This is a genomic window from Enterovirga rhinocerotis (assembly GCF_004363955.1).
Lineage (GTDB): Bacteria > Pseudomonadota > Alphaproteobacteria > Rhizobiales > Beijerinckiaceae > Enterovirga > Enterovirga rhinocerotis.
In genome coordinates, this window is record NZ_SNZR01000011.1 from 1,222,596 (window position 1) to 1,242,000 (window position 19,405).

Annotated in this window: 21 protein-coding genes and 1 pseudogene; 14 read left to right on the plus strand and 8 right to left on the minus strand. The window is 69.6% G+C overall.

Annotated features, from left to right (window positions below; translation table 11 throughout):
- The first annotated feature begins 14 nt into the window (after positions 1–14).
- From rlmH to hisE, 6 genes are all read left to right on the plus strand, one after another.
- The gene (gene rlmH, locus EV668_RS06360; protein ID WP_133768963.1) at positions 15–506 is read left to right on the plus strand and encodes a 23S rRNA (pseudouridine(1915)-N(3))-methyltransferase RlmH; all 492 of its coding nucleotides are present in this window, start codon (positions 15–17) and stop codon (positions 504–506) included.
- On the plus strand, positions 506–1,891 hold the full coding sequence (locus tag EV668_RS06365; RefSeq protein WP_133768964.1) for a murein hydrolase activator EnvC family protein: 1,386 nt from the start codon (positions 506–508) through the stop codon (positions 1,889–1,891). The genes rlmH and EV668_RS06365 overlap by 1 nt, the downstream gene beginning before the upstream one ends.
- A complete protein-coding gene (locus EV668_RS06370; protein WP_133768965.1) occupies positions 1,891–3,243 on the plus strand; it encodes a S41 family peptidase in 1,353 nt (450 codons plus the stop codon). Before EV668_RS06365 ends, EV668_RS06370 begins: the two co-directional genes overlap by 1 nt.
- 204 nt (positions 3,244–3,447) lie before the next feature.
- Complete coding sequence (locus tag EV668_RS06375) at positions 3,448–4,647, plus strand: divergent polysaccharide deacetylase family protein (RefSeq protein ID WP_133768966.1); 1,200 nt, start codon at positions 3,448–3,450, stop codon at positions 4,645–4,647.
- Positions 4,644–5,204: an RNA pyrophosphohydrolase gene (locus EV668_RS06380; protein WP_133768967.1), complete on the plus strand. Its 561-nt coding sequence runs from the start codon at positions 4,644–4,646 to the stop codon at positions 5,202–5,204. Before EV668_RS06375 ends, EV668_RS06380 begins: the two co-directional genes overlap by 4 nt.
- Positions 5,204–5,539: a phosphoribosyl-ATP diphosphatase gene (gene hisE / locus EV668_RS24695; protein ID WP_166652362.1), complete on the plus strand. Its 336-nt coding sequence runs from the start codon at positions 5,204–5,206 to the stop codon at positions 5,537–5,539. Before EV668_RS06380 ends, hisE begins: the two co-directional genes overlap by 1 nt.
- 45 nt (positions 5,540–5,584) lie before the next feature.
- Here hisE and EV668_RS24700 read toward each other — a convergent pair whose 3' ends face one another.
- The gene (locus EV668_RS24700; protein ID WP_166652363.1) at positions 5,585–6,217 is read right to left on the minus strand and encodes a S24 family peptidase; all 633 of its coding nucleotides are present in this window, start codon (positions 6,215–6,217) and stop codon (positions 5,585–5,587) included.
- Between the two features lie 172 nt (positions 6,218–6,389).
- On the opposite strand from EV668_RS24700, the pseudogene EV668_RS25200 reads away from it, so the two are divergent.
- Together EV668_RS25200 and EV668_RS25205 are read left to right on the plus strand one after the other, a co-directional pair.
- Positions 6,390–6,728: pseudogene (locus EV668_RS25200) on the plus strand (DUF952 domain-containing protein); the annotation flags it as partial.
- Positions 6,729–6,899: 171 nt separating this feature from the next.
- On the plus strand, positions 6,900–7,184 hold the full coding sequence (locus tag EV668_RS25205; protein ID WP_280960098.1) for a PaaI family thioesterase: 285 nt from the start codon (positions 6,900–6,902) through the stop codon (positions 7,182–7,184).
- Positions 7,185–7,241: 57 nt separating this feature from the next.
- Here the strand turns inward: EV668_RS25205 and EV668_RS06395 are convergent, their stop codons facing one another.
- Together EV668_RS06395 and EV668_RS06400 are read right to left on the minus strand one after the other, a co-directional pair.
- A complete protein-coding gene (locus EV668_RS06395) occupies positions 7,242–7,505 on the minus strand; it encodes a DUF6460 domain-containing protein (protein ID WP_133768969.1) in 264 nt (87 codons plus the stop codon).
- Between the two features lie 13 nt (positions 7,506–7,518).
- Positions 7,519–8,751: a glycosyltransferase family 4 protein gene (locus tag EV668_RS06400; protein ID WP_245512885.1), complete on the minus strand. Its 1,233-nt coding sequence runs from the start codon at positions 8,749–8,751 to the stop codon at positions 7,519–7,521.
- A gap of 74 nt (positions 8,752–8,825) precedes the next feature.
- Here EV668_RS06400 and EV668_RS06405 point away from each other — a divergent pair, with 74 nt between their 5' ends.
- Positions 8,826–9,638, plus strand: coding sequence for an alpha/beta hydrolase (locus EV668_RS06405; RefSeq protein ID WP_133768970.1), 813 nt, complete (start codon positions 8,826–8,828; stop codon positions 9,636–9,638).
- Here EV668_RS06405 and EV668_RS06410 read toward each other — a convergent pair.
- The 4 genes from EV668_RS06410 to EV668_RS06425 form a co-directional block, all read right to left on the minus strand.
- Positions 9,617–9,880 carry a BQ00720 family protein gene (locus EV668_RS06410; RefSeq protein WP_133768971.1) on the minus strand — a complete coding sequence of 88 codons (264 nt, stop codon included), beginning with the start codon at positions 9,878–9,880 and terminating at the stop codon, positions 9,617–9,619. The genes EV668_RS06405 and EV668_RS06410 overlap by 22 nt on opposite strands.
- Before the next feature lie 61 nt (positions 9,881–9,941).
- Positions 9,942–10,370, minus strand: coding sequence for an Hsp20 family protein (locus EV668_RS06415; protein WP_133768972.1), 429 nt, complete (start codon positions 10,368–10,370; stop codon positions 9,942–9,944).
- A 135-nt stretch (positions 10,371–10,505) separates the two neighbouring features.
- Positions 10,506–12,194, minus strand: a complete 1,689-nt coding sequence (locus EV668_RS06420; protein ID WP_133768973.1) for a sensor histidine kinase — start codon at positions 12,192–12,194, stop codon at positions 10,506–10,508.
- A 160-nt stretch (positions 12,195–12,354) separates the two neighbouring features.
- The gene (locus tag EV668_RS06425; RefSeq protein WP_133768974.1) at positions 12,355–13,365 is read right to left on the minus strand and encodes a cysteine synthase A; all 1,011 of its coding nucleotides are present in this window, start codon (positions 13,363–13,365) and stop codon (positions 12,355–12,357) included.
- A 125-nt stretch (positions 13,366–13,490) separates the two neighbouring features.
- Here EV668_RS06425 and EV668_RS06430 point away from each other — a divergent pair, with 125 nt between their 5' ends.
- From EV668_RS06430 to infC, 3 genes are all read left to right on the plus strand, one after another.
- Entirely contained in the window at positions 13,491–13,808 is a 318-nt protein-coding gene (locus EV668_RS06430; protein WP_133768975.1) for a polyhydroxyalkanoic acid system family protein, read from the plus strand.
- A gap of 19 nt (positions 13,809–13,827) precedes the next feature.
- Positions 13,828–14,946 (plus strand): malate/lactate/ureidoglycolate dehydrogenase, encoded by a 1,119-nt coding sequence (locus EV668_RS06435; RefSeq protein ID WP_133768976.1) that lies wholly within the window; start codon positions 13,828–13,830, stop codon positions 14,944–14,946.
- Positions 14,947–15,148: 202 nt separating this feature from the next.
- Complete coding sequence (gene infC, locus EV668_RS06440) at positions 15,149–15,679, plus strand: translation initiation factor IF-3 (RefSeq protein ID WP_133768977.1); 531 nt, start codon at positions 15,149–15,151, stop codon at positions 15,677–15,679.
- Between the two features lie 68 nt (positions 15,680–15,747).
- On the opposite strand, the gene EV668_RS06445 is transcribed toward infC, so the two are convergent.
- Complete coding sequence (locus tag EV668_RS06445) at positions 15,748–16,074, minus strand: NIPSNAP family protein (protein WP_133768978.1); 327 nt, start codon at positions 16,072–16,074, stop codon at positions 15,748–15,750.
- A 140-nt stretch (positions 16,075–16,214) separates the two neighbouring features.
- On the opposite strand from EV668_RS06445, the gene EV668_RS06450 reads away from it, so the two are divergent.
- Complete coding sequence (locus EV668_RS06450) at positions 16,215–17,378, plus strand: 2'-deoxycytidine 5'-triphosphate deaminase (RefSeq protein WP_245512887.1); 1,164 nt, start codon at positions 16,215–16,217, stop codon at positions 17,376–17,378.
- 182 nt (positions 17,379–17,560) lie between these two features.
- The gene (locus EV668_RS06455; protein ID WP_166652364.1) at positions 17,561–19,402 is read left to right on the plus strand and encodes an ABC transporter ATP-binding protein/permease; all 1,842 of its coding nucleotides are present in this window, start codon (positions 17,561–17,563) and stop codon (positions 19,400–19,402) included.
- The last annotated feature ends 3 nt before the right edge of the window (positions 19,403–19,405 follow it).

Sequence of the window (19,405 nt, forward strand, 5' to 3'; positions counted from 1 at the left end):
CCGCGGGCGCCGCGATGCTGATCCGGATCGTCGCCGTCGGCCGCCTGAAGGCCGGGGGCGAGCGCGAGCTCGTCGACCGCTACCATGGCCGGGCCGTCGCGATGGCGCGCGGGCTCGGCTTCTCCGGTCCCGATATTGTCGAACTTGCCGAATCGAAGGGTCGCCGCACCGAGGAGCGGCAGGCCGACGAGGGGAGCCGCATCCGCGAGAGGGCCGGTTCCGCCGCGCTCGTCGTCCTCGACGAGACGGCGCCGAGCCCGACCAGCGAGGCGTTCGCTTCCCGCCTCGCGGCCTGGCGCGACGAGGGCCGCGCGGGTCTCGCCTTCGTCGTCGGGGGACCCGACGGCCTCTCGTCCGAGGTGAGGCAGGCGGCGGCGTGGTCGGTCTCCTTCGGCCGCCTGACCCTGCCGCACCAGATCGTGCGGGCTCTCCTCGCCGAGCAGATTTACCGAGCTTTGACCATAATCGCCGGTCATCCGTATCATCGGAGCGGAACGGGCGAGTGATGGCGACGCTGTGGGGGCAGGGTGAGCGGGGGCGAGGCCCGTCGCTGGCTCGCGGAATGCTCTGCGCCGCGCTCGCGGCCGGGCTCGGCGGTCTGGCCTCTGTCCCTCTTCCCGTGCGCGCGCAGGATGCTCCCGCTTCGGCTGCCCCCGAACGGCCGCCCGACGACGCGCGCGAGAAGCGACGGCGCGAAGAGCGGCTGCGCAGCCTCGAGCAGAGCGCCCGCACGAGCGCCGAATCGCGCCAGGCGCTGGAGCGGGAGATCGCCGCGTTGAAGGCCGATCAGCCGAAGCTCGCCGCGGCTCTGGTCGCGGCCGGCCAGCGCGCCCGCGATGCCGAGAACCGGGCGAGGGCGACCGCGACCCGGCTCGATTCGCTGCTGTCCCAGGAGGCCGCCATCCGCCGTTCCCTCGCCTCGCGCAGGGGCGTTCTGGCGGAGGTGCTCGGTGCCTTGCAGCGCCTCGGCCGCAATCCGCCTCCTGCGATGCTCGTCTCGCCGAAGGACCTGATGGCGGCGATCCGCAGTGCCATGCTTCTGGCGGGCCTCACGCCGGCCCTGCGCGAGGAGGCGCGGAGGCTCCTCGCCGATCTCCAGACGCTCGGGCGCCTCAAGGCCGCCATCACCGCCGACCGGATGGTCCTCGACGCCGAATATGTCGCCCTCGCCGGTGAGCGCGACCGGCTCGGCATGCTGATCCAGGCGCGCCAGGAGCGGCTGGCGCATGCCGAGGCCGACATCCGCCGCGAACGCAACCGCGGCGAGCGCCTCGGCCAGGAGGCCAAGACGCTTCGCGACCTTCTCGAGCGCATGGAGGCGGAGGCCGAACGTGCGCGGCGCGCCGAGGAGGAGGCCAAGGCGGCCGCGGAAGCCGAGACCCGGCAGGTCCGGGAGCGAATCGCCGAGGCGGAGAAGCTCGCACCCGCGCGCCTCGCGCCGCGCAGACCCCTCGCCGAGCTGCGCGGCAACCTCGTCAGGCCCGCCGCCGGAGAGGTGGCCCGGGCCTTCGGAGCCTCCGACGGTCGCGGCGGCGCGATGCGCGGCGCCGCCATCACGACGATGGCCCGCGCCGTGGTGAGCGCCCCGGCCGACGGGACCGTCGTGTTCGCCGGGCCGTTCCGCTCCTACGGTCGACTCTTGATCATCAATGGCGGCGGCGGCTATTACTTCCTGCTCGCAGGCATGGACGCGATTCAGGTCGAGGTCGGGCAATTCGTGCTGGCGGGAGAGCCGGTCGCTCAGATGGGCGAGGCTGCGGCACCCGCTGCGGCTTTGGGCGTCGTTGAGAGCGACGCACCCGTTCTCTATGTTGAGTTACGGAAGGACGGGTCTCCGATCGATCCCGGTCCGTGGTGGGCGAGAACTCAGAGCGAAAGGGCTCGAGGCTGATGCGGAAACTGTCTCTCCTGTTCCTCGGGGCCGCCGCCGGCGCCTCCGTTGCGACGGTGGCGTCCAACACGTCCCTCCTTTCGTCGACGAGCGCCATCGCCGCCTCGGCCGAGACCTACCGTCAGCTGAGCCTCTTCGGCGACGTGTTCGAGAAGGTCCGGACCGACTATGTCGAGAAGCCGGACGAGGGGAAGCTGATCGAGGCCGCCGTCAACGGCATGCTCGCCTCGCTCGACCCGCATTCCTCCTACATGGACCGGAAGAGCTTCCGCGACATGCAGGTGACGACGACCGGCCAGTTCGGCGGTCTCGGCATCGAGGTCACGATGGAAGACGGGCTGATCAAGGTCGTCACGCCCATCGACGAGACCCCCGCGGCTCGCGCCGGGATCATGGCGAACGACGTCATCGTCCAGATCGACGACGACCAGGTCCAGGGCCTGACCCTGAACCAGGCGGTCGACAAGATGCGCGGCCCGGTCAACACGGCGGTCCGGCTGAAGATCCAGCGCGCCGGCAAGGAAGCCTTCGAGGTCAAGCTGACCCGCGACGTGATCCGCATCCGGCCCGTGCGCTCGCGCGTCGAGGGCGGCGGCGACGTCGCCTTCCTGCGCGTGACGCAGTTCAACGAGCAGACCTTCGAGGGCCTGCGCACCCAGATCGAGAAGCTCACCAACGAGATCGGGGCCGACAAGCTCAAGGGCTTCGTCGTCGATCTGCGCAACAATCCGGGCGGCCTGCTCGATCAGGCCATCATGGTCTCCGACGCCTTCCTCGACCGGGGCGAGATCGTCTCCACCCGCGGCCGGAACTCGGACGAGAACCAGCGCTTCAATGCCAAGCCCGGCGATCTGACGCGGGGCAAGCCGATCGTGGTCCTCATCAACGGCGGCTCGGCCTCTGCCTCGGAGATCGTCGCGGGCGCCCTCCAGGATCACAAGCGGGCCCTCGTCATGGGCACGCGCTCCTTCGGCAAGGGCTCGGTCCAGACCGTCATTCCGCTCGGCTCGAACGGCGCCGTGCGGCTGACGACGGCGCGCTACTACACGCCGGCCGGCCGCTCGATCCAGGCCAAGGGCATCGAGCCGGATCAGGAGGTCCTGCAGGAGATCCCGCCGGAGCTGAAGGGCAAGGACGAGACCAAGGGCGAGGCGGGCCTGCGCGGCCACCTGAAGAACAGCGACGAGAAGGGCGGCTCCTCCGCCTATGTCCCGCCGGATCCGACGAAGGACAAGCAGCTCATCGCGGCCGTCGAGTATCTGCACGGCGTGCGCAAGGGAGCGGCAAACACGACGCCGGCTCCGACCGCGCCGGCGGCCGGCGGAACCGAGAAGCCCGCCGTTCCGAACTGAGGCGGCGCCCCGGCGGGGCGGGCGGAGCGTTGTCTCGCCCGTCCGTCGAGCGGAAGGTGTGGCCGCTTTGACTCACGCGGGACCTTCTTGCGCCTGGGCCGTGTCGTCGCTGTGCGCGCATCGGCACGGCGCTCTATCATGACGCCTTGACCTGATTCGCGCGGCGTCGCCGCGCGTGCGGGGCTGAGCAGGACCTGCCGGCGCGTGACAGCGGCTCCCGACGATCTGACGAGGCCGCTCGGCCTCAACCGCCCGAAACGCGGGTCGCGTCGTCCTGTCGGGCGGATCGCCGGCGTCGCGCTCGGCATCGCATTGGCCGGCCTGATCGCCGTGTTCCTGGGGAGCGCCATCTACGGCGACCCGCGCGGCGGCCGCCCGGTGGCCCGCACCGAGATCGTGGTCCGCGGCCCGGCGGAGGCAGCCCCCGCCGCGCAGCAGCCTGCGGCCCGCCCCGACCAGATGCCCGGCCGCCGCGACGCGGGAACCGTCGAGGCGGATTCCGGCGTCCACGTCGTCCGCGGCGGTGGAGCCGAGGCTCCTCCCGCGATCGTCGTGGCCGTGCCCGACGCCGTCTCGCGCCGCCTCCCTGCGACGCCCGATCTGCGCCTCGTCGAGGAATCCCGCCATGGCGCGCTGCCGCGCATCGGGCCGGACGGAGCACGCGCGATCGAGGTCTATGCACGGCCGGAGGGCGAGCTTCCGGGCGGACGCCAGCCGCTCGGCCGGATCGCGCTCGTCGTCGGAGGCCTCGGGCTGAGCCGGACGGCGACGGAGGAGGCCATCAGCCGATTGCCGCCCGCCGTGACGCTGGCCTTCGCGCCCTACGGGCTGGATCTCGCGCGCGAGAGCCGCCGCGCGCGCGATGCGGGCCACGAGATCATGCTCCAGATCCCCATGGAGCCGTTCGATTACCCCGATAGCGATCCGGGTCCGCGCACCCTCATGGCTGGCTCCAAATCGAGCGAGAACGCCGAGAATTTACGCTGGGCCATGGGTCGTTTCACCGGCTATGTCGGCCTCATGAACTATATGGGCGGCAAGCTCACGGCGGACGACAAGGCGTTGCAGCCGATCCTGCGGGAGGCCGGACAGCGCGGGCTCGGAATCCTCGATGACGGCTCCTCGTCGCGGTCGCGGATCGGCATCCTCGCCGGCGAGACGCGCTCAGGCCGGGCCGACGTCGTCGTCGATGCCGTGCCGAGGGCCGACCTGATCGACGCAGCGCTCGGGCGGCTGGAGACGCTCGCCTTGTCGGGCAAGCTCGCCGTCGCGACGGCGAGTGCCCTGCCGGTCACGATCGAACGGATTGCGCGCTGGTCCGAGACGCTGGAGGCGCGGGGCATCCTCCTCGTTCCCGCCACCGCGGCCCTCGGGGGACAGCGCCGGGAGAGTGCGAGCCGATGAGTCGTCGTCAACCGTCGGCGCGTTCGCTCGCCGATCTGCCCTATCGCCCCTGTGTCGGGATCACCGTGCTCAACCGGGAGGGGCTCGTCTTCCTGGGCCGTCGCAAGAGCGAGGCCGGCCCCGAACACGTGGACGACGGCTATGCCTGGCAGATGCCGCAGGGCGGCATCGACCCGGGCGAGGACCCCTATGCGGCGGCTCTCCGGGAATTGTACGAGGAGACGAATATCCGCTCCGTCGAGCTTCTCGCCGAGGCGCCGGATTGGCTGAGCTACGACCTGCCGTCTGCAGTGGCGGGCCGGGCTTGGCGCGGCCGTTATCGCGGACAGACGCAGAAATGGTTCGCGCTGCGCTTCACGGGCGATGAGAGCGAGATCGACATCCATCGGCCGGGCGAGGGGCGTCACAAGCCGGAATTCGATGCCTGGCGCTGGGAGCGGCTCGCATTGTTGCCGAGTGTCATCATACCGTTTAAGCGCCCGGTCTATGAGAAGGTCGCCGAGGTTTTTTCCGGCTTGGCCGCATCACAGCACGTGGCAGGGGAAGGACCCCGATAATGGCAGAGGCCGTCGATCGTCTCTATGCGGCGATCCTGGATGCGCGCACGCGCGATCCTCAAACCTCCAAGACGGCGAAGCTTCTGCGCGAGGGCATGACCAAGATCGCAAAGAAGGTCGTGGAAGAGGCGGTCGAGGTGTCGCTCGATGCCGTCCAGGGGGACAGGCAGCGCGTGATCGAGGAGAGCGCCGATCTCGTCTACAACGTCGCCGTCCTCTGGGCGGAGACGGGTGTCACGCCGACCGATGTCTGGAACGAGATCGCCCGGCGGGAGCGCACCTACGGCATCGCCGAGAAACTGCCGAAGGATACCTCCCGCAAGGACGACCGATAGCGTCTCCGGGAAGGCTCCGCTGCGCTCCCTCGTTCGAGCGCGCGCCTATTGCCGGGCCCAGAGGATGCGGGCGACCCAATCGACCTCCGTCACAGGCACGGTGCGGCCGGGATGGTCGGGATTGAGGGAGGCGAGTTCGAGGCTCTTGGCCGTCTTCCGCTTCAACTCCTTGGCCATCACCTCCCCGTCGCGGGTGCGGACGACGACGCGGTCGCCCTTTCGGATGGCTGCGAGGCGCGAGACGATGAGAATGTCGCCGTCCCGATAGAGCGGTCGCATCGAATCGCCCTGCACTTCGACGGCGAAGGAGCCTTCGCCGCCCATGTCGGGAAACTCGACAGCCTCCCAGCCGGCGCCGCCGGCCGGCACGCCGTCATCCGAGAACAGGCGTCCCGCGCCTGCCTGGGCCATGCCGAGCAGGGGAACCGTCGTGCGCGAGGGGCCCGCCTCGGGCTCGATCAGGCGCATGAACTCGTCGAGCGAGGCGCCGGTCGCCGCGAGGATCTTCGAGATGGATTCGGTCGAGGGCCAGCGGTCCCGGTTGTCGGGGCCGACCCGCTTCGACCGGTTGAAGCTCGTCGCGTCGAGCCCGGCCCGTCGGGCGAGGCCGGACGTCGAGAGGCCGTGACGCTCGGCCAGCCGATCGATGGCAGCCCAGATGCGGGCGTGAGACAGCATGGAAGGCTCCGCTCTCACCGGACGCAAGGAAGATCGACCTAATACTAGGAATGAATGCTGCGGGCAAGAGCTGGCGGACCAACGCGCCCCGCTCGCCGGGGGGCGGCTGCGATTTCGCGAAAGGGAGAACGGTTCTAAGAGACGCCGTCCGCCATTACCGGAGCCCGACTGGATGACCGTGATTTACAAGATATGCCCCGCCTCGGCATGGCAGGAGGCGAGGCAGGCGCGCGTGTTCCGTGGTTCTCCGGTCGATCTCGCGGACGGGTTCATCCACTTCTCGACGGCGGTGCAGGTGGCCGACACGGCGGCGAAGCATTTCGCGGGGCAGGACGATCTCCTCCTCGTCGCCGTGCGGGCCGAACCTCTGGGCAAGGCGCTGCGCTACGAAGCCTCGCGCGGCGGAGACCTGTTCCCGCACCTTTATGGCGACCTGCCGCTGACGGCCGTCCGCTCGGCGGTGCCGCTGCCGCTCGGCCCCGACGGCCGTCACGCCTTTCCGGCCGAGGTCACGGCACCGAAGCCGTTCGACCCGGCGGAAGAGGGCTGGGTCGAGGCCTTCAGCGACAACTATCTCTCCCTCGTCGGGCCGATCTGGGCGCGGCCGGACGAGACGGACAACCCGCCGGGTCAGCGCCGCTTCGGCTTCCTGGCCGAGGAGCGTCACCTCAACCGCAACGGCATGGTCCATGGCGGGATGGTGATGACCTTCGCCGACCATGCGCTCGGCCTCGCCGCCCGCTCCGTCAACCGCACCCATGCCCAGGCGACCGTCCAACTCGACACCGCCTTCCTGTCGGGCGTCGAGGAGGGCGAGTTCGTGGAGGCGCGCTGCCGCATGCTCCGCGAGACGAAGTCGATCCTGTTCATGAGCGCCGAGATCGCCGTCGGCGACCGGGCGGTGGCGAACGCGACCGGCCTCTGGAAGATCCGCGGCCCCGAGGCGACCCCGCGCGGCTCGATCTAGCCACGCTGCGGCGAGACGCGAGTGCGCGCCGATGTCGCCGAGAAGCGGCGGCGCGTTCTACCGCCGCGCGCTCGCGAGCCGCGTGATGAGCCAGATCGGGATGACGATCACGGCGCCCGTCAGGACGTAGCGGCCGATATCCTCGACGGCGTCCCAGCCGAAGCCGAACAGGCTTTCGATCGAATGGGCGACGGAGCGAAGGAGGCTGAGCGGGGTGAGGCCGAGGGCGTGAAGGATCACGCCCACGATGAGAGAGAGGACAATCAGCCTGAGCAGGACGCCGAGGGGCGAGCCGCCGAGCCAGCGATCGAGTGACGACACCGTCGGTTCCCGTTCATCCGCCCTCGAGGGGAGGGCTCAGCAGCGCCATATAGGTGTCGAGCGTGGCCTCGACCATCCGCTCGAGCGAGAAATGCGCCTCGACATGGCTCCGGGCCCGCTCGGACATGGCCGCTCGGGCCGTCGCGCCGAGGCCGAGGGCTTCGGCGAGCGCGGCGGCGAGAGCCGGCGCGTCGCCCGCCGGGACGCGCCAGCCGGTCCGCGCGGAGGCAGGCTCGGAGGGCGGGGCGAGGACGGTCTCGGGGACTGCGCCGAGATCGGACACGACGACCGGCGTGCCGAGCGCCTGCGCCTCGACGGCCGCGCGGCCGAAGGCCTCGGGCTCGACGGAGGGCACGGCCACGACCGAGGCGGCGCGGAAGGCGGCGGCCATGTCGGCGCAATGCCCGACGCGCCGCACGATCCCGTCGAGGCCGCGCGCCGCGATCAGCGCATCGAGTTCGGCGACGTATCCGTCGCGGCCCTGCGGGTCGCCCGCCACGATGTAGACGACGTCCGACAGGCCGGATTCCCGCAGCAGGCTCGCTGCCTCGATCAGGACCTTCTGGCCCTTCCAGGGCGTGAGCCGGGCTCCGACCAGGACGATCCGTTCGTGCGGTGAGACGCCCCAGGCGCGACGCAGGTTGTCCACCCGATCGGGCGCGACCGCGGAGGGCGAGAACCGGGCGAGGTCGGTGCCGCGATGGACGACGCGGATGCGCTCGTCCGCCCAGGGATAGAAGGAGCGGATGAGGCCGGCGGTGTAGTGGGAATTGGCGATGACGACGTCGCCGCGCGCCATCACGGAATTGTAGAGCTTCTTCGGCGGGGAGGGCGACAGCCCCGAATAGCTGCCGTGATAGGTCGTCACGAAGGGGATGCCGAGGACGCGCGCCGCCCCGAGCCCGACCCAGGCCGGAGCCCGCGAGCGGGCATGGATCAGGCCAGCCTTCTCGTCATGCGCGATCCGGGCGAGGCGCCTGACGTTCCACGCCATCGAGAAGGGGTTCTTCGTGCCGGCGGGGAAGGGGATCCATTCCCCGCCCCGGCTTTGCAACTCGCCGACGAGCCGGCCGCCCTCGGTCGCCACCAGCGCCCGCGCGCCGACCGCCGCGAGAGCCGCCGCGATGTCGACGGCCGTCCGTTCGGCGCCGCCGGTCTCGAGTTCCGGAATGATCTGCAGCACCGTCTTGCCGGCGAGGGGATGCGCCGGGCCGCGCTGGAAGCTGCTATAGGTTCGCGAAGGCACGGAGCGGTATCTGCGGGCTGCCGAAGAAGGGCGGATCGCCAAGGTCCGCGGAACGGGTTGAGGACGGGTTAAGCATGGCTTCGGAGATCACGGTCGGCGAGGGCGAGGCGGGGCGGCGGATCGCCGTCGAAAGCCGCGAGGGCGCGGAACCGGCCGTCGTCTGGTTCGGCGGCTTCCGCTCCGACATGACCGGCACCAAGGCCGAAGCCCTGGATTCCTGGGCAGCGGAGACGGGACGGGCCTTCGTCAGATTCGACTATAGCGGCCACGGCGCCTCGGGCGGCCGGTTCGAGGACGGCACGATCTCGCGCTGGCTCGAGGAAGGTCTCGCGGTCCTCGACGCCCGCACGACGGGCCGCCCGATCCTCGTCGGATCGTCGATGGGCGGCTGGATCGCGCTCCTCGCGAACCGCGCGCTCCGCCGGACCCGGCCCGACCGGGCTCCTGCGGCCCTCGTCCTCATCGCTCCGGCGGCCGACTTCACCGAACGGCTGATGTGGGACGCGTTTCCGCCTGAGGCGCGTGCGAGCCTTATGGAAACGGGCGTCTATCTCCGCCCGTCCCTCTATTCGGAGGACGGCTACCCGATCACGCGGGGGCTCATCGAGGACGGACGCAACCATCTCCTCCTCGACGGGACGATCGAGACCGGCTGCCCGGTCCATATCCTCCAAGGCATGGACGATCCCGACGTGCCCTGGGAGCACGCGATGCGGCTCGTCGAGCATCTGCCGGGGGAGGCGGTCCAGATCACGCTAGTGAAGGACGGCGATCACCGCCTCTCCAGGCCCGAGGATATCGAGCGCCTCGTCGCGGCCGTCGCGGCGGCGGGGCGGCCGCCGCAGCCGGTCGAGGCGCCGGGGCCTCAGTTGAGGCTGACCGTCTGAAGATCGTGCGCCCAGGCATTCGCGACGGCGGTGTCGCGCGAATCGGTCAGAAGGATCGGGGCGCCGCTCGCCGACAGGAGGGCGAAGAGCGTCAGGCCAGGCTGGAGCTCGGGGGCCTGCGGGAAGATGCGTTTCACCTCCTCGGAGGAGATCGGCTTCACATAGGCGACCTGGCCCTCGCCGAGGGCGGCGAGCGCGCTGGGATCGAGCGCCGGACGGGGTGTGGTGTTCAACTCGGTCATGATGCCCTCCTTTGAGCGGCAACTTGCTCCAATGGTCGGACGCGGAGCTGCGTTCCGATGGTCAATCGCGCGTCTGGATTCCGATCCGACGGACGATCCGGGCCGGTTCCGGCCGCATGAGATCGATCGACAGGAGGCCGTTCGATAGATCGGCCCCGGTCACTTCCATCCCGTCCGCGAGGACGAAGGTCCGCTGGAACTGCCGCGCGGCGATGCCGCGATGGAGAAACTGGCGCTCGCGGTCGTCGGCCTGGCGGCCTCGGACGACGAGCTGGTTCTCCTCGAGCGTCACCTCGAGCTGTTCGGCCGCGAAACCTGCCACCGCGATCATGATCCGGAGCTTTTCCGGCTCCGTTTCGGTTCGGCCGATCCGCTCGATATTGTAGGGCGGGTAGCCGTCCCCGGAGGATTTCGCGAGGCGGTCGAGCGCCTGCTCGATCTCGTCGAAACCCAACAGGAAGGGATGGCCGAACGGCGATTGACGCGACATCTCTCGAAGCCCTTCCGGCACTTCGCGGTCTCCGGGCCCGGAATTGGCACCCTTTCGACCTCACGAGAGGGATATTGGGATCGAGGCCCGCGGGGTCAAGATGGAACGGCGCTCGACGGCCGGCCGCTCCGGCTCTCACGTCGCCGGGGCGGAGGTCAGCGGCGGGACGGTCGCCGCCACCGGCTTGCCCAGCGGGAAGCGCACGATGAAGGTCGACGAGCCCGGAGCCGGCTCCTCGAGCTCGCCGCCGATCTGCTGGACGAGCTTCTTGACCATCGTCAATCCGAGCCGCCGGCGGGCGGCCGGGTCGTGGCTCACCCCGACGCCGTCATCCTCGATGCGCAACGTCGCGGTGTCGCCCTCCTTGTGCACCTCGACGGTGATCCGGCCGGAGCGCCCGTCCGGGAAGGCGTGCTTGAACGAGTTGGTGAGGATCTCGACCGCGATGAAGGCGAGGGGCACCGCCGTGTCGAGCGGCATCCGCATCGCTTCGGCGTTGAGGATGGACTCGATCGAGCGCTTTTCGGCCGAGAAGCCTTCCGACAGCTCGCGCAGAAGCTCTTCGAGGTAGTCCCGGAAGTCGATCGAGGCGAGGTCGGGCGAGTTGTAGAGCAGCGTGTGCACGCGGGCCATGGCGCCGATGCGGCGGACGGCATCCTCGAAAGGCTCCCGCTGGCCGGGCTTGAGGTCGCGCGATCCGAGCCGCAGCAGGCTCTGCACGATCTGAAGGTTGTTCTTCACGCGGTGGTAGATCTCGCGGAGCAGAACCTCGCGCTCGGACGCCGCGCGACGCTGGTCGTTCAAGGCGTCCTGCGAGGTCGCCAGCAGGCGGGCGTCGAGCTCGCCGAGCGCCCGCGAGGCCGCGAGGCGCTCGTTGCTGACACGCCGTTCCGTGATCGTGTGGATGATGAAGACGGCGAGGATCGCCGCGAGCGCCAGGCTCAGGGCGCCGGCCGCGATCGTCGCCCAGGTCGATCGGGTCATCAGCTGTTCGTGGCGCTCGCGGCCGAGGCCGGTCGCCGTCACCCAGCCCGTGAGGTCAGAGCGGACGAAGGCCGCCGCCATGGGCTCGCCTTCGAGGGAATCGAACTCGATGAGGCCGGACGGACGCCCGGCGATGCCGTCCTTGAAGGCTCCCGCAATCGGTTGGCCGATCCGGCGGTCGGGATCGAGCGAGCGGGCGAGCACGCGGTCCTTGCGGTCCACCACGATGGCGAGGAGATCCCGCGGCAGCCCTTTGCCCAGAACGACCTGGATGTCGCGCGCGTCGAGATCGAGCAGCAGCACATGCGTCGCGGCATCCTCGCGGACGATCGGGACATAGATCAGGACCGAGCCCGCACGGCCGTCGGCGGGAGGCCGCGTTTCGATCGATGCGCGCTTGCCGGTGATCGTCGCGGCGACGCGATCCGCATCGATGCGATCACCCAGGTCTTCCCCGACGGAGAACAGGACGCGCGCGGAGCGGCCGTCGATCAGGGCGAGGCCGGTCCAGTGCTCGATCTGCTTCACGGCGCGGCGCGCCGATTCCTCGAAGGTCCCCACATCCTGCTCGAGCGACGGCACGGCGCCGAGCGCGTCGAGGGCGGAGATCTGCCGGTCGATCTCGCCGTCGATGCGTTGGGAGAGGGTCGCGGCCTGAGCGCCGAGGAAGATCTCGACGTCGCGCTGACCCTTGCCGAACTCGGCCCGGATCCAGAACCCGGCGAACAGGATCAGCGGGACGAGCGCCGCCATCACCGCCGCCGCGACGATGTACAGGGTCTGGAGCCGGCGGCGGGTGAGGCCGAAATAGCTCTCGCGGTCGAGAAGAGACCAAGCCATCGCCGCTAGGTCTCCGAAGAGCCTGATCGATGAGGACGAACGCGCCTCGAGGATTGACGATTTCGGCGCAACCGAAAGTGTCCCGAGTAGTGGCTAAGTTGTTCGGCAACTCGCCGTCTCTGGCCGGGTTCCGAACCGGATCGGCGTGGTGCGGGCCCGGTCACGCCGCGGACACCATCCAGTCGGGCCGGGGCAGCCCTTTCTCGCCCAGGAAGTCCGGGTTGTAGAGCTTCGACAGGTAGCGCGCGCCGCCGTCGCACAGCACGGTGACGACCGTCGAGCCGGGTCCGATCTCGCGTGCCAGTCGGATCGCGCCGGCGACGTTGATGCCGGACGATCCGCCGAGGCACAGGCCCTCGTGCCGCAGGAGGTCGAACAGGATCGGCAGCGCCTCCTCGTCGGGGATCTGGAAGGAATGGTCGACCGACAGGCCTTCGAGGTTCCTGGTGATGCGGCCCTGGCCGATGCCTTCGGTGATCGACGTGCCGGAGGATTTCAGCTCGCCCGTCGTGTAGTAGCTGTGCAGGGCGGCCCCCATCGGGTCCGACAGCGCGATGCGGATGTCGGCGCGCCGGGCTCGCAGGCCGAGCGCCACCCCGGCCAGCGTCCCGCCGCTCCCGACGGCGCAGGTGAAGCCGTCGATCCGACCCTCGGTCTCCTCCCAGATCTCGGCTGCCGTCGTCGCCTCGTGCGCGTCGCGGTTGGCGGTGTTGTCGAACTGGTTCGCCCAGATGGCCCCGTTCGGCTCCGTCCGCGCGAGGTCGGCGGCGAGCCGCTCCGAATGGCGGACGTAGTTGGCAGGGTCCGAATAGGGCACGGCGGGGACCTCGACGAGCTCGGCTCCCATGAGCCGGAGCATGTCCTTCTTCTCCTGACTCTGCGTGCGTGGAATGACGATGACGGTCCTGAATCCGAGCGCGTTGCCAACGAGGGCGAGGCCGATGCCGGTATTGCCCGCCGTGCCCTCGACGATCGTGCCGCCGGGCCGAAGCTGTCCCTTCGCCATGGCGTCGCGGATCATGAAGAGCGCGGCACGGTCCTTCACCGAGCCGCCGGGGTTCATGAACTCCGCCTTGCCGAGGATCGTGCCGCCCGCGAGTTCCGAGGCGCGCCGCAGCCTGATCAGGGGCGTCTTGCCGATCGCGGCGAGGACATCGGGGCGAATATCCAAGGCTCTGCTCCTTTCGAAGGGGGCTGCGGCATACCACATCGCCTTGGCCGATCTGTTGTCGTCACGCAATCGCCCTGCGCTCGACGGCGGGCCTGCCGATGCGTAAGAATCGCCGCGAGGATCCCATGCCGAAGCCACTCGTCGTCGTCATTCCCCACGAGCTCGGTCAGGCCGGCGCCCGCCGACGGCTCGAGACCGGCCTCGAAGCCGTGAAATCGAAATTCGGCGCCCAGATCACCTCGATCGATTCGAGCTGGACGGGCGAGCATCTCGACGTCGTGGTGAAGGCCGTCGGCCAGAGCGTGACGGCAGGGCTCGACGTCGCCGAGGACACCGTCAGGGTCGAGGTTCAACTCCCCTGGATGCTGGCCCTGCTCGCCGAGAAAGCGAAGAATCTCATCCAGAAGGAGGGTACGCTCCTGCTGGAAAAGAAGAAGACGTGATTCGGGAGACGAGACGCCGATGGCCAAGACGGGCGACCCGCGCATTGCGGTGGGGAGATTGCACGATTTCGTGACCGCGACCTTCGCGGCCGCAGGGTGTTCGGAGGACGAGGCGAAGGCGGTGGCGACCTTCCTGGTCGATGCCAACCTCGCCGGTCATGACAGCCATGGCGTCGGCCGCGTCCCGCGCTATCTCCACTGGATGAAGGAGGGCACGGTTCGTCCCGGCCGAACCGCGACCCTCGTCGCCGATGCGGGCGCCCTGTCGGTGATGGACGGCAATTTCGGGTTCGGCGCGACGATCGGGCGCGAGGCCGTCCTGCACGGCATCGAGAAGGCCAAGGCGGGCGGCGTCGCGATCGTCGCGCTGCGCAGTTCCGGCCACCTCGGCCGCATCGGCCAATGGGCCGAACTCGCCCTCGAGCACGGCATCGTCTCGCTTCACATCGTCAATGCGGGCGGCTCGATGCTGGTCGCGCCGTTCGGCGGCGTCGACAAGCGCTTCTCGACGGCGCCGATCGCCTTCGGCTTCCCGCTGCCGGGCGAGCCGCCGGTCGTGCTCGATTTCGCGACCTCCGCCGTCGCCGAGGGCAAGGTCATGGTCGCCTCGAACGGCGGCAAGGCGCTGCCGCCGGACGTCCTGATCGACGAGGACGGCCGCCTCTCGAACGATCCGGCGACGCTCTACGGGCCGCTCGTCCCGGGCGGTCTGCGCGAGCACCAGTTCGGAACGGGCGCCATCCGGGCCATGGGCGAGCACAAGGGCTCGGGCCTCGCGCTCATGTGCGAATTGCTCGGCGGCGTGCTGACCGGCTCGGGCTGCGCCGGTCCGCCCCGCGACCAGCCTTTCGCCAACGGCATGGTGTCGATCTACATGTCGCCGGCGCATTTCGGCTCGGAGGACGCGATGGCGCGCGAGACGCGCAGCTACATCGATTTCGTCCGCTCCTCGCGGCCGGCGGTTCCCGGTCAGCCGGTCCTGCTGCCGGGCGAGCCCGAGCGCATCGCCCAGGCCGATCGGACGGCCAACGGCGTGCCGATCCCGCGCGAGGCCTGGCTCGGCATGATGGCGGCGGCGCGCTCGGTCGGGCTCGGCGCGAACGATCCGCGCATGCTGCCGGAGCCGCCGGCGGCCTGACCGCAGGTCTCGGCGAGGTGTGACGGCGCGATCACGCCCCGAGGCGGGCGCGATCCGCAACCATCAAAGTTGACGACCGTCATTGACTTGGCGGAGCGATATGCCACATGTCGCCTACGGTCGTCCGCATTGGAAACGCACACCTCCCGTGGCGGGCCGCCGGCATCGCAACGGTTGAGGAGAAGCCCCCATTCGCAGACCCATGAGAGCCCCGCCGACCCCGCAGAAGGACGGGCCGCGTGCCAATCGCGACATCCGGGGCGTACGCGACGTGCAGTTGATCGACGATACGGGCCTGAACCGAGGCGTCGTGCCGTTCCTTGATGCCATGCGCATCGCGGAAGAGGCGGGGCTCGACCTCGTCGAGATCGCACCCAATTCCGTGCCGCCCGTCTGCAAGCTGCTGGATTACGGCCGCTTCCGCTTCCTCGAGCAGAAGAAGCAGAACGAGGCGCGCAAGAAGCAGAAGACGGTCGAGGTCAAGGAGATCAAGCTCCGACCGGGCATCGACAAGCACGATTACGACGTGAAGATGAAGGCCGTGCACCGCTTCTTCGAGGAGGGCGACAAGGTCAAGGTGACCCTGCGCTTCCGCGGCCGCGAAATGGCGCACCAGGATCTCGGCCTGAAGCTGCTTGAGCGCGTGAAGGCCGAGACGGCCGAACTCGCCAAGGTCGAGAGCGAGCCGATGCTGGAAGGCCGGCAGATGATCATGATCCTCGCGCCTCGCTGAGGCGCCAAGGATCGTTCAGGGTTCGACGAGGCGTGGAGACTGGCTCCACGCCCGCGCCCGTTCGGGCCTTACTTCACCGACGAGAATGCGGTCGGAGCCAGGAACGAGCTCTCGATATGGGCGACGATCTGGCCGTCCGCCTCCGAGGCCGCACGCTTCTCGACCCATTCCGGATCGGCCTGGAAGACGTTCCACTTCTGCTCGCGCTCGGCGAGCGACTCCCATGCGAGCAGATAGGTCAGGGCCTGGTTGGAGGGCCCGATCAGCGTCGTCCAGAAGCCGGCCTGCCTGATGCCGTGACGCTCCCAGATGCCGAGCGTGGTCGACTCGAAGCGCTTCAGCAGGGCCGGCAGCCGGCCGGGCAGGCAATGGTAGACGCGCAGCTCGTAGATCATTGTTTTCCTCCGTGGCCTCGTCGGCCACAGGCCTCGTACGGCCTCGCACCGCGCCTGCAAAGCGCGAAGGCCGCGAATCAGGCTTGAAAGGCGGGCGAGGACGCTGGAGAAAACTCGGCGTCTCCAATAGCGTCCCGCGCATGAGTGACTTCGACGATCTCGCCGGCGCGCGCACGCGTTCGGTCCTGAAAGGCCCCGCAGGGCTGATGCCGCGTCAGGGCATCCGCGACCTCGTCGCGCGCGACATCCTGCGGGCGATGGAGCCGATCCGCGACAGCCAGTATCAGCCGGCGAGCCTCGACCTGCGCCTCGGCCATCGCGCCTACCGGGTCCGGGCGAGCTTCCTGCCGGGGAGCGAGGCGAGCGTCGAGGACAAGCTCGCGACGCTCGGCTGGGAGGAGATCGACCTCACCGAGGGCGCGATCTTCGAGCGCGGCTGCGTCTATGTCGTCGAGCTGATGGAATGGCTCGAGCTGCCGGCCAGCGTCTCGGCCTCCGCCAATCCGAAGAGCTCGACCGGACGGCTCGACGTCTTCACGCGCCTCATCGCCGACCGCTCGGAGGTCTTCGATGCGGTCTCGGGCGGCTATCGGGGCCGGCTTTATGCCGAGGTCTCGCCGCGGACCTTCTCGGTGAAGGTGCGCAAGGGAACGCGGCTGAACCAGATCCGCTTCCGCCACCGCAACGCGCGCCAGGACGAGCATGACGATTTCCGCCTGACGGATGCGGAGCTCCGCGCCCTGCATGCGGCCTCGCCGCTCGTCGACGGCGCGCTCTCGGTGCGCAACGGCCTCGCGCTGCGCATCGAACTCGCCGGCCTCGGCGCCATGAGCCTCGTCGGCTACCGGGCCCAACGGCATACGGATGTGATCGATCTCGACCGCATCGGCCATTACCGGCCCGAGGATTACTGGGAGGCGATCCCGGCGCGGTCGGACCGGCGCCTGATCCTCGATCCGAACGAGTTCTACATCCTCGTCTCCAAGGAGCGGCTTCACATCCCGCCGAGCCTCGCGGCCGAGATGGTCCCGATCGACCCCGTCATGGGCGAGTTCCGCGTCCATTACGCCGGCTTCTTCGATCCGGGCTTCGGCTACGCCCCCGGCGGCCATCCGGGCAGCCGCGCGGTGATGGAGGTGCGCAGCCACGAAGTGCCCTTCAACCTGGAGGACGGTCAGATGGTCTGCCGCCTCGCCTACGAGCGCATGGCGGAGGAGCCCGATGCGCTCTACGGCGCGATCGGCACCTCCAACTACCAGGGGCAGGACCTGAAGCTCTCGAAGCAATTCGCCCCGGCCCCGTAGCGAGCCTGCCCCCATGGTCCTGCGGCGATCGCCATGTCTTTCCCCGAAGCTCCGGGGTCGGCCGATGCGCTGTCGGATCCTGACGAGGCCGGATGACCTTCCGCCTGAGAGGAGCCGCGACCGCGGCCTCCGGATCGGGTCCCGACTTCAGCTCTGCGTGCCGCATGCCGGACGGTGCGTTCGTGCGCCCCGCTGATCCCGCGAGCGAGGGAGCGGAGCCCGCTTCGTCGGCCTCGCCCTCGCCGATCGCGACGGCGCGCAGCTTCTTTCGGATCGCGGGTGGGTTCTGGCAGGGGGAGACGGCGCGGACCGCCTGGTGGCTCTGCGCCATCGTCTTCGCGCTGGTGCTGGTCAATCTCGCCGTCGCGCTGCTGCTCAACCGCTGGAACAAGTTCTTCTTCGACGCGATCGAGCGCAAGGACGTCGCCAATGTCGGCCTCGGCGTCGTTCTGGTCCTCGGCCTCGCCCTCGCCGCCGCGGCGGTCGCCGTCGGGATGGTCCATGCGCGGATGCGCCTGCAGCTCGCCTGGCGGCGCTGGCTGACGCGGAGCATCCTCAAGCGCTGGCTGTCGGAGCGCCGCTTCTACCAGCTGACGATCGTCGCGCGGGAGGGCTCGCATCCCGAGTTCCGCATCGCCGACGATGTCCGGCTCGCGATCGAGCCGCTCGTCGATTTCGCGATCGGGCTCGTCAACGCCATCCTCGCTGCGGCGGCGTTCTTCGGCGTGCTCTGGCTCGTCGGCGGCTCGATCCGGCTCGGGCCGGTCACGGTGCCCGGCTACATGGTCGTCGCCGCCGTGCTCTACGCGACCCTGACCTCGACCGCGATGGTCTTCGTCGGCCGGCCGCTGATCCAGAAGGTCGAGCGGAAGAACACGGGCGAGGCGCGCTTCCGCTACGAGCTGACTCGGGTGCGGGAATCCGCCGAGAGCATCGCGCTCGTCGGCGGGGACGACGACGAGCGCGGCCGTCTCGAGGAGACCTTCTCGGACCTCGCCGCCCGCTGGCTCCGGGTCATCGTCCAGCAGGCCCATATGACCTGGATCTCGAATGCGAATTCGGTCCTCGCGCCCGTCGTGCCGCTGCTCCTCGGCGCCCCGAAATACCTCGCGGGCGACCTCTCGCTCGGCGAGTTGATGCAGATCGCGACGGCCTTCACCCAGGTTCAGATCGCGCTCAACTGGCTGATCGACAACGCCGTGCGCCTCGCCGAGACGCTGGCCTCGGCTCAGCGCGTGGTCGGGCTGACCGACGCCCTCGCGGAACTCGACACCTCGATCGGCAGCTACGGCGCGAAGGGCATCGTCGTCCTCGGCGACAGCCCCGACGACGCGATCCATATCGAGAACCTGTCGCTCACCCAGCAGAACGGCACCCTCATGATCGAGGGCGCCTCGACGCGGATCGGCAAGGGCGAGAAGGTGCTGGTCAAGGGCGAATCCGGGACGGGCAAGTCGACGCTCATCCGGGCGATGGCCGGGCTCTGGCCTTGGGGCTCCGGGCGCATCCTGCGTCCGCGCGGGGCGGAGGTCGCCTTCATGCCCCAGCGGCCCTATCTGCCGCTCGGCACGCTGCGCCACGTCCTGCTCTATCCGAAGAGCGACGAAAGCCGGGTCTCGGGTGCGCGCATCCTGCACGTGCTCCGAGAGGTCGGCCTGTCGCATCTCGCCGGACGTCTCGACGAGGAGGATCAGTGGGACCAGATCCTCTCGGGCGGCGAGCGCCAGCGCATCGCCTTCGCGCGGGTCCTGCTCAACCCGCCCGACATCATCATCATGGACGAGGCGACGTCGGCGCTCGGCGAGGTCAGCCAGGCCAAGATGATGGCCTTCCTGCACACCGAGCTCGCCGAGGCGACCGTGCTCAGCGTCGGCCACCGGCCGGGCCTCGAGGAATACCACGACCGCGAGATCTATCTCGTGCGCGAGGACGATGCGGCCTCGTCGCGCGCCGAGCATCGCGCCTATCCCGGGCTCACCCGGTTCTGGCGCATCCTGAAGGGGGAGAGGAACGAGGCTCCGTAACCG

Excerpts from the sequence above, each read along its gene's own strand:
- EV668_RS06420 (WP_133768973.1), bottom strand. The coding sequence starts at position 12,194 with ATGGCTTGGTCTCTTCTCGACCGCGAGAGCTATTTCGGCCTCACCCGC.
- rlmH (WP_133768963.1), top strand. The coding sequence starts at position 15 with ATGCTGATCCGGATCGTCGCCGTCGGCCGCCTGAAGGCCGGGGGCGAG.
- EV668_RS06405 (WP_133768970.1), top strand. The coding sequence starts at position 8,826 with ATGGCTTCGGAGATCACGGTCGGCGAGGGCGAGGCGGGGCGGCGGATC.
- EV668_RS06435 (WP_133768976.1), top strand. The coding sequence starts at position 13,828 with ATGGCCAAGACGGGCGACCCGCGCATTGCGGTGGGGAGATTGCACGAT.
- EV668_RS24700 (WP_166652363.1), bottom strand. The coding sequence starts at position 6,217 with ATGCTGTCTCACGCCCGCATCTGGGCTGCCATCGATCGGCTGGCCGAG.
- EV668_RS06410 (WP_133768971.1), bottom strand. The coding sequence starts at position 9,880 with ATGACCGAGTTGAACACCACACCCCGTCCGGCGCTCGATCCCAGCGCG.
- infC (WP_133768977.1), top strand. The coding sequence starts at position 15,149 with ATGAGAGCCCCGCCGACCCCGCAGAAGGACGGGCCGCGTGCCAATCGC.
- hisE (WP_166652362.1), top strand. The coding sequence starts at position 5,204 with ATGGCAGAGGCCGTCGATCGTCTCTATGCGGCGATCCTGGATGCGCGC.
- EV668_RS06415 (WP_133768972.1), bottom strand. The coding sequence starts at position 10,370 with ATGTCGCGTCAATCGCCGTTCGGCCATCCCTTCCTGTTGGGTTTCGAC.
- EV668_RS06430 (WP_133768975.1), top strand. The coding sequence starts at position 13,491 with ATGCCGAAGCCACTCGTCGTCGTCATTCCCCACGAGCTCGGTCAGGCC.
- EV668_RS06445 (WP_133768978.1), bottom strand. The coding sequence starts at position 16,074 with ATGATCTACGAGCTGCGCGTCTACCATTGCCTGCCCGGCCGGCTGCCG.
- EV668_RS06365 (WP_133768964.1), top strand. The coding sequence starts at position 506 with ATGGCGACGCTGTGGGGGCAGGGTGAGCGGGGGCGAGGCCCGTCGCTG.
- EV668_RS06370 (WP_133768965.1), top strand. The coding sequence starts at position 1,891 with ATGCGGAAACTGTCTCTCCTGTTCCTCGGGGCCGCCGCCGGCGCCTCC.
- EV668_RS25205 (WP_280960098.1), top strand. The coding sequence starts at position 6,900 with ATGGTCCATGGCGGGATGGTGATGACCTTCGCCGACCATGCGCTCGGC.
- EV668_RS06450 (WP_245512887.1), top strand. The coding sequence starts at position 16,215 with ATGAGTGACTTCGACGATCTCGCCGGCGCGCGCACGCGTTCGGTCCTG.
- EV668_RS06380 (WP_133768967.1), top strand. The coding sequence starts at position 4,644 with ATGAGTCGTCGTCAACCGTCGGCGCGTTCGCTCGCCGATCTGCCCTAT.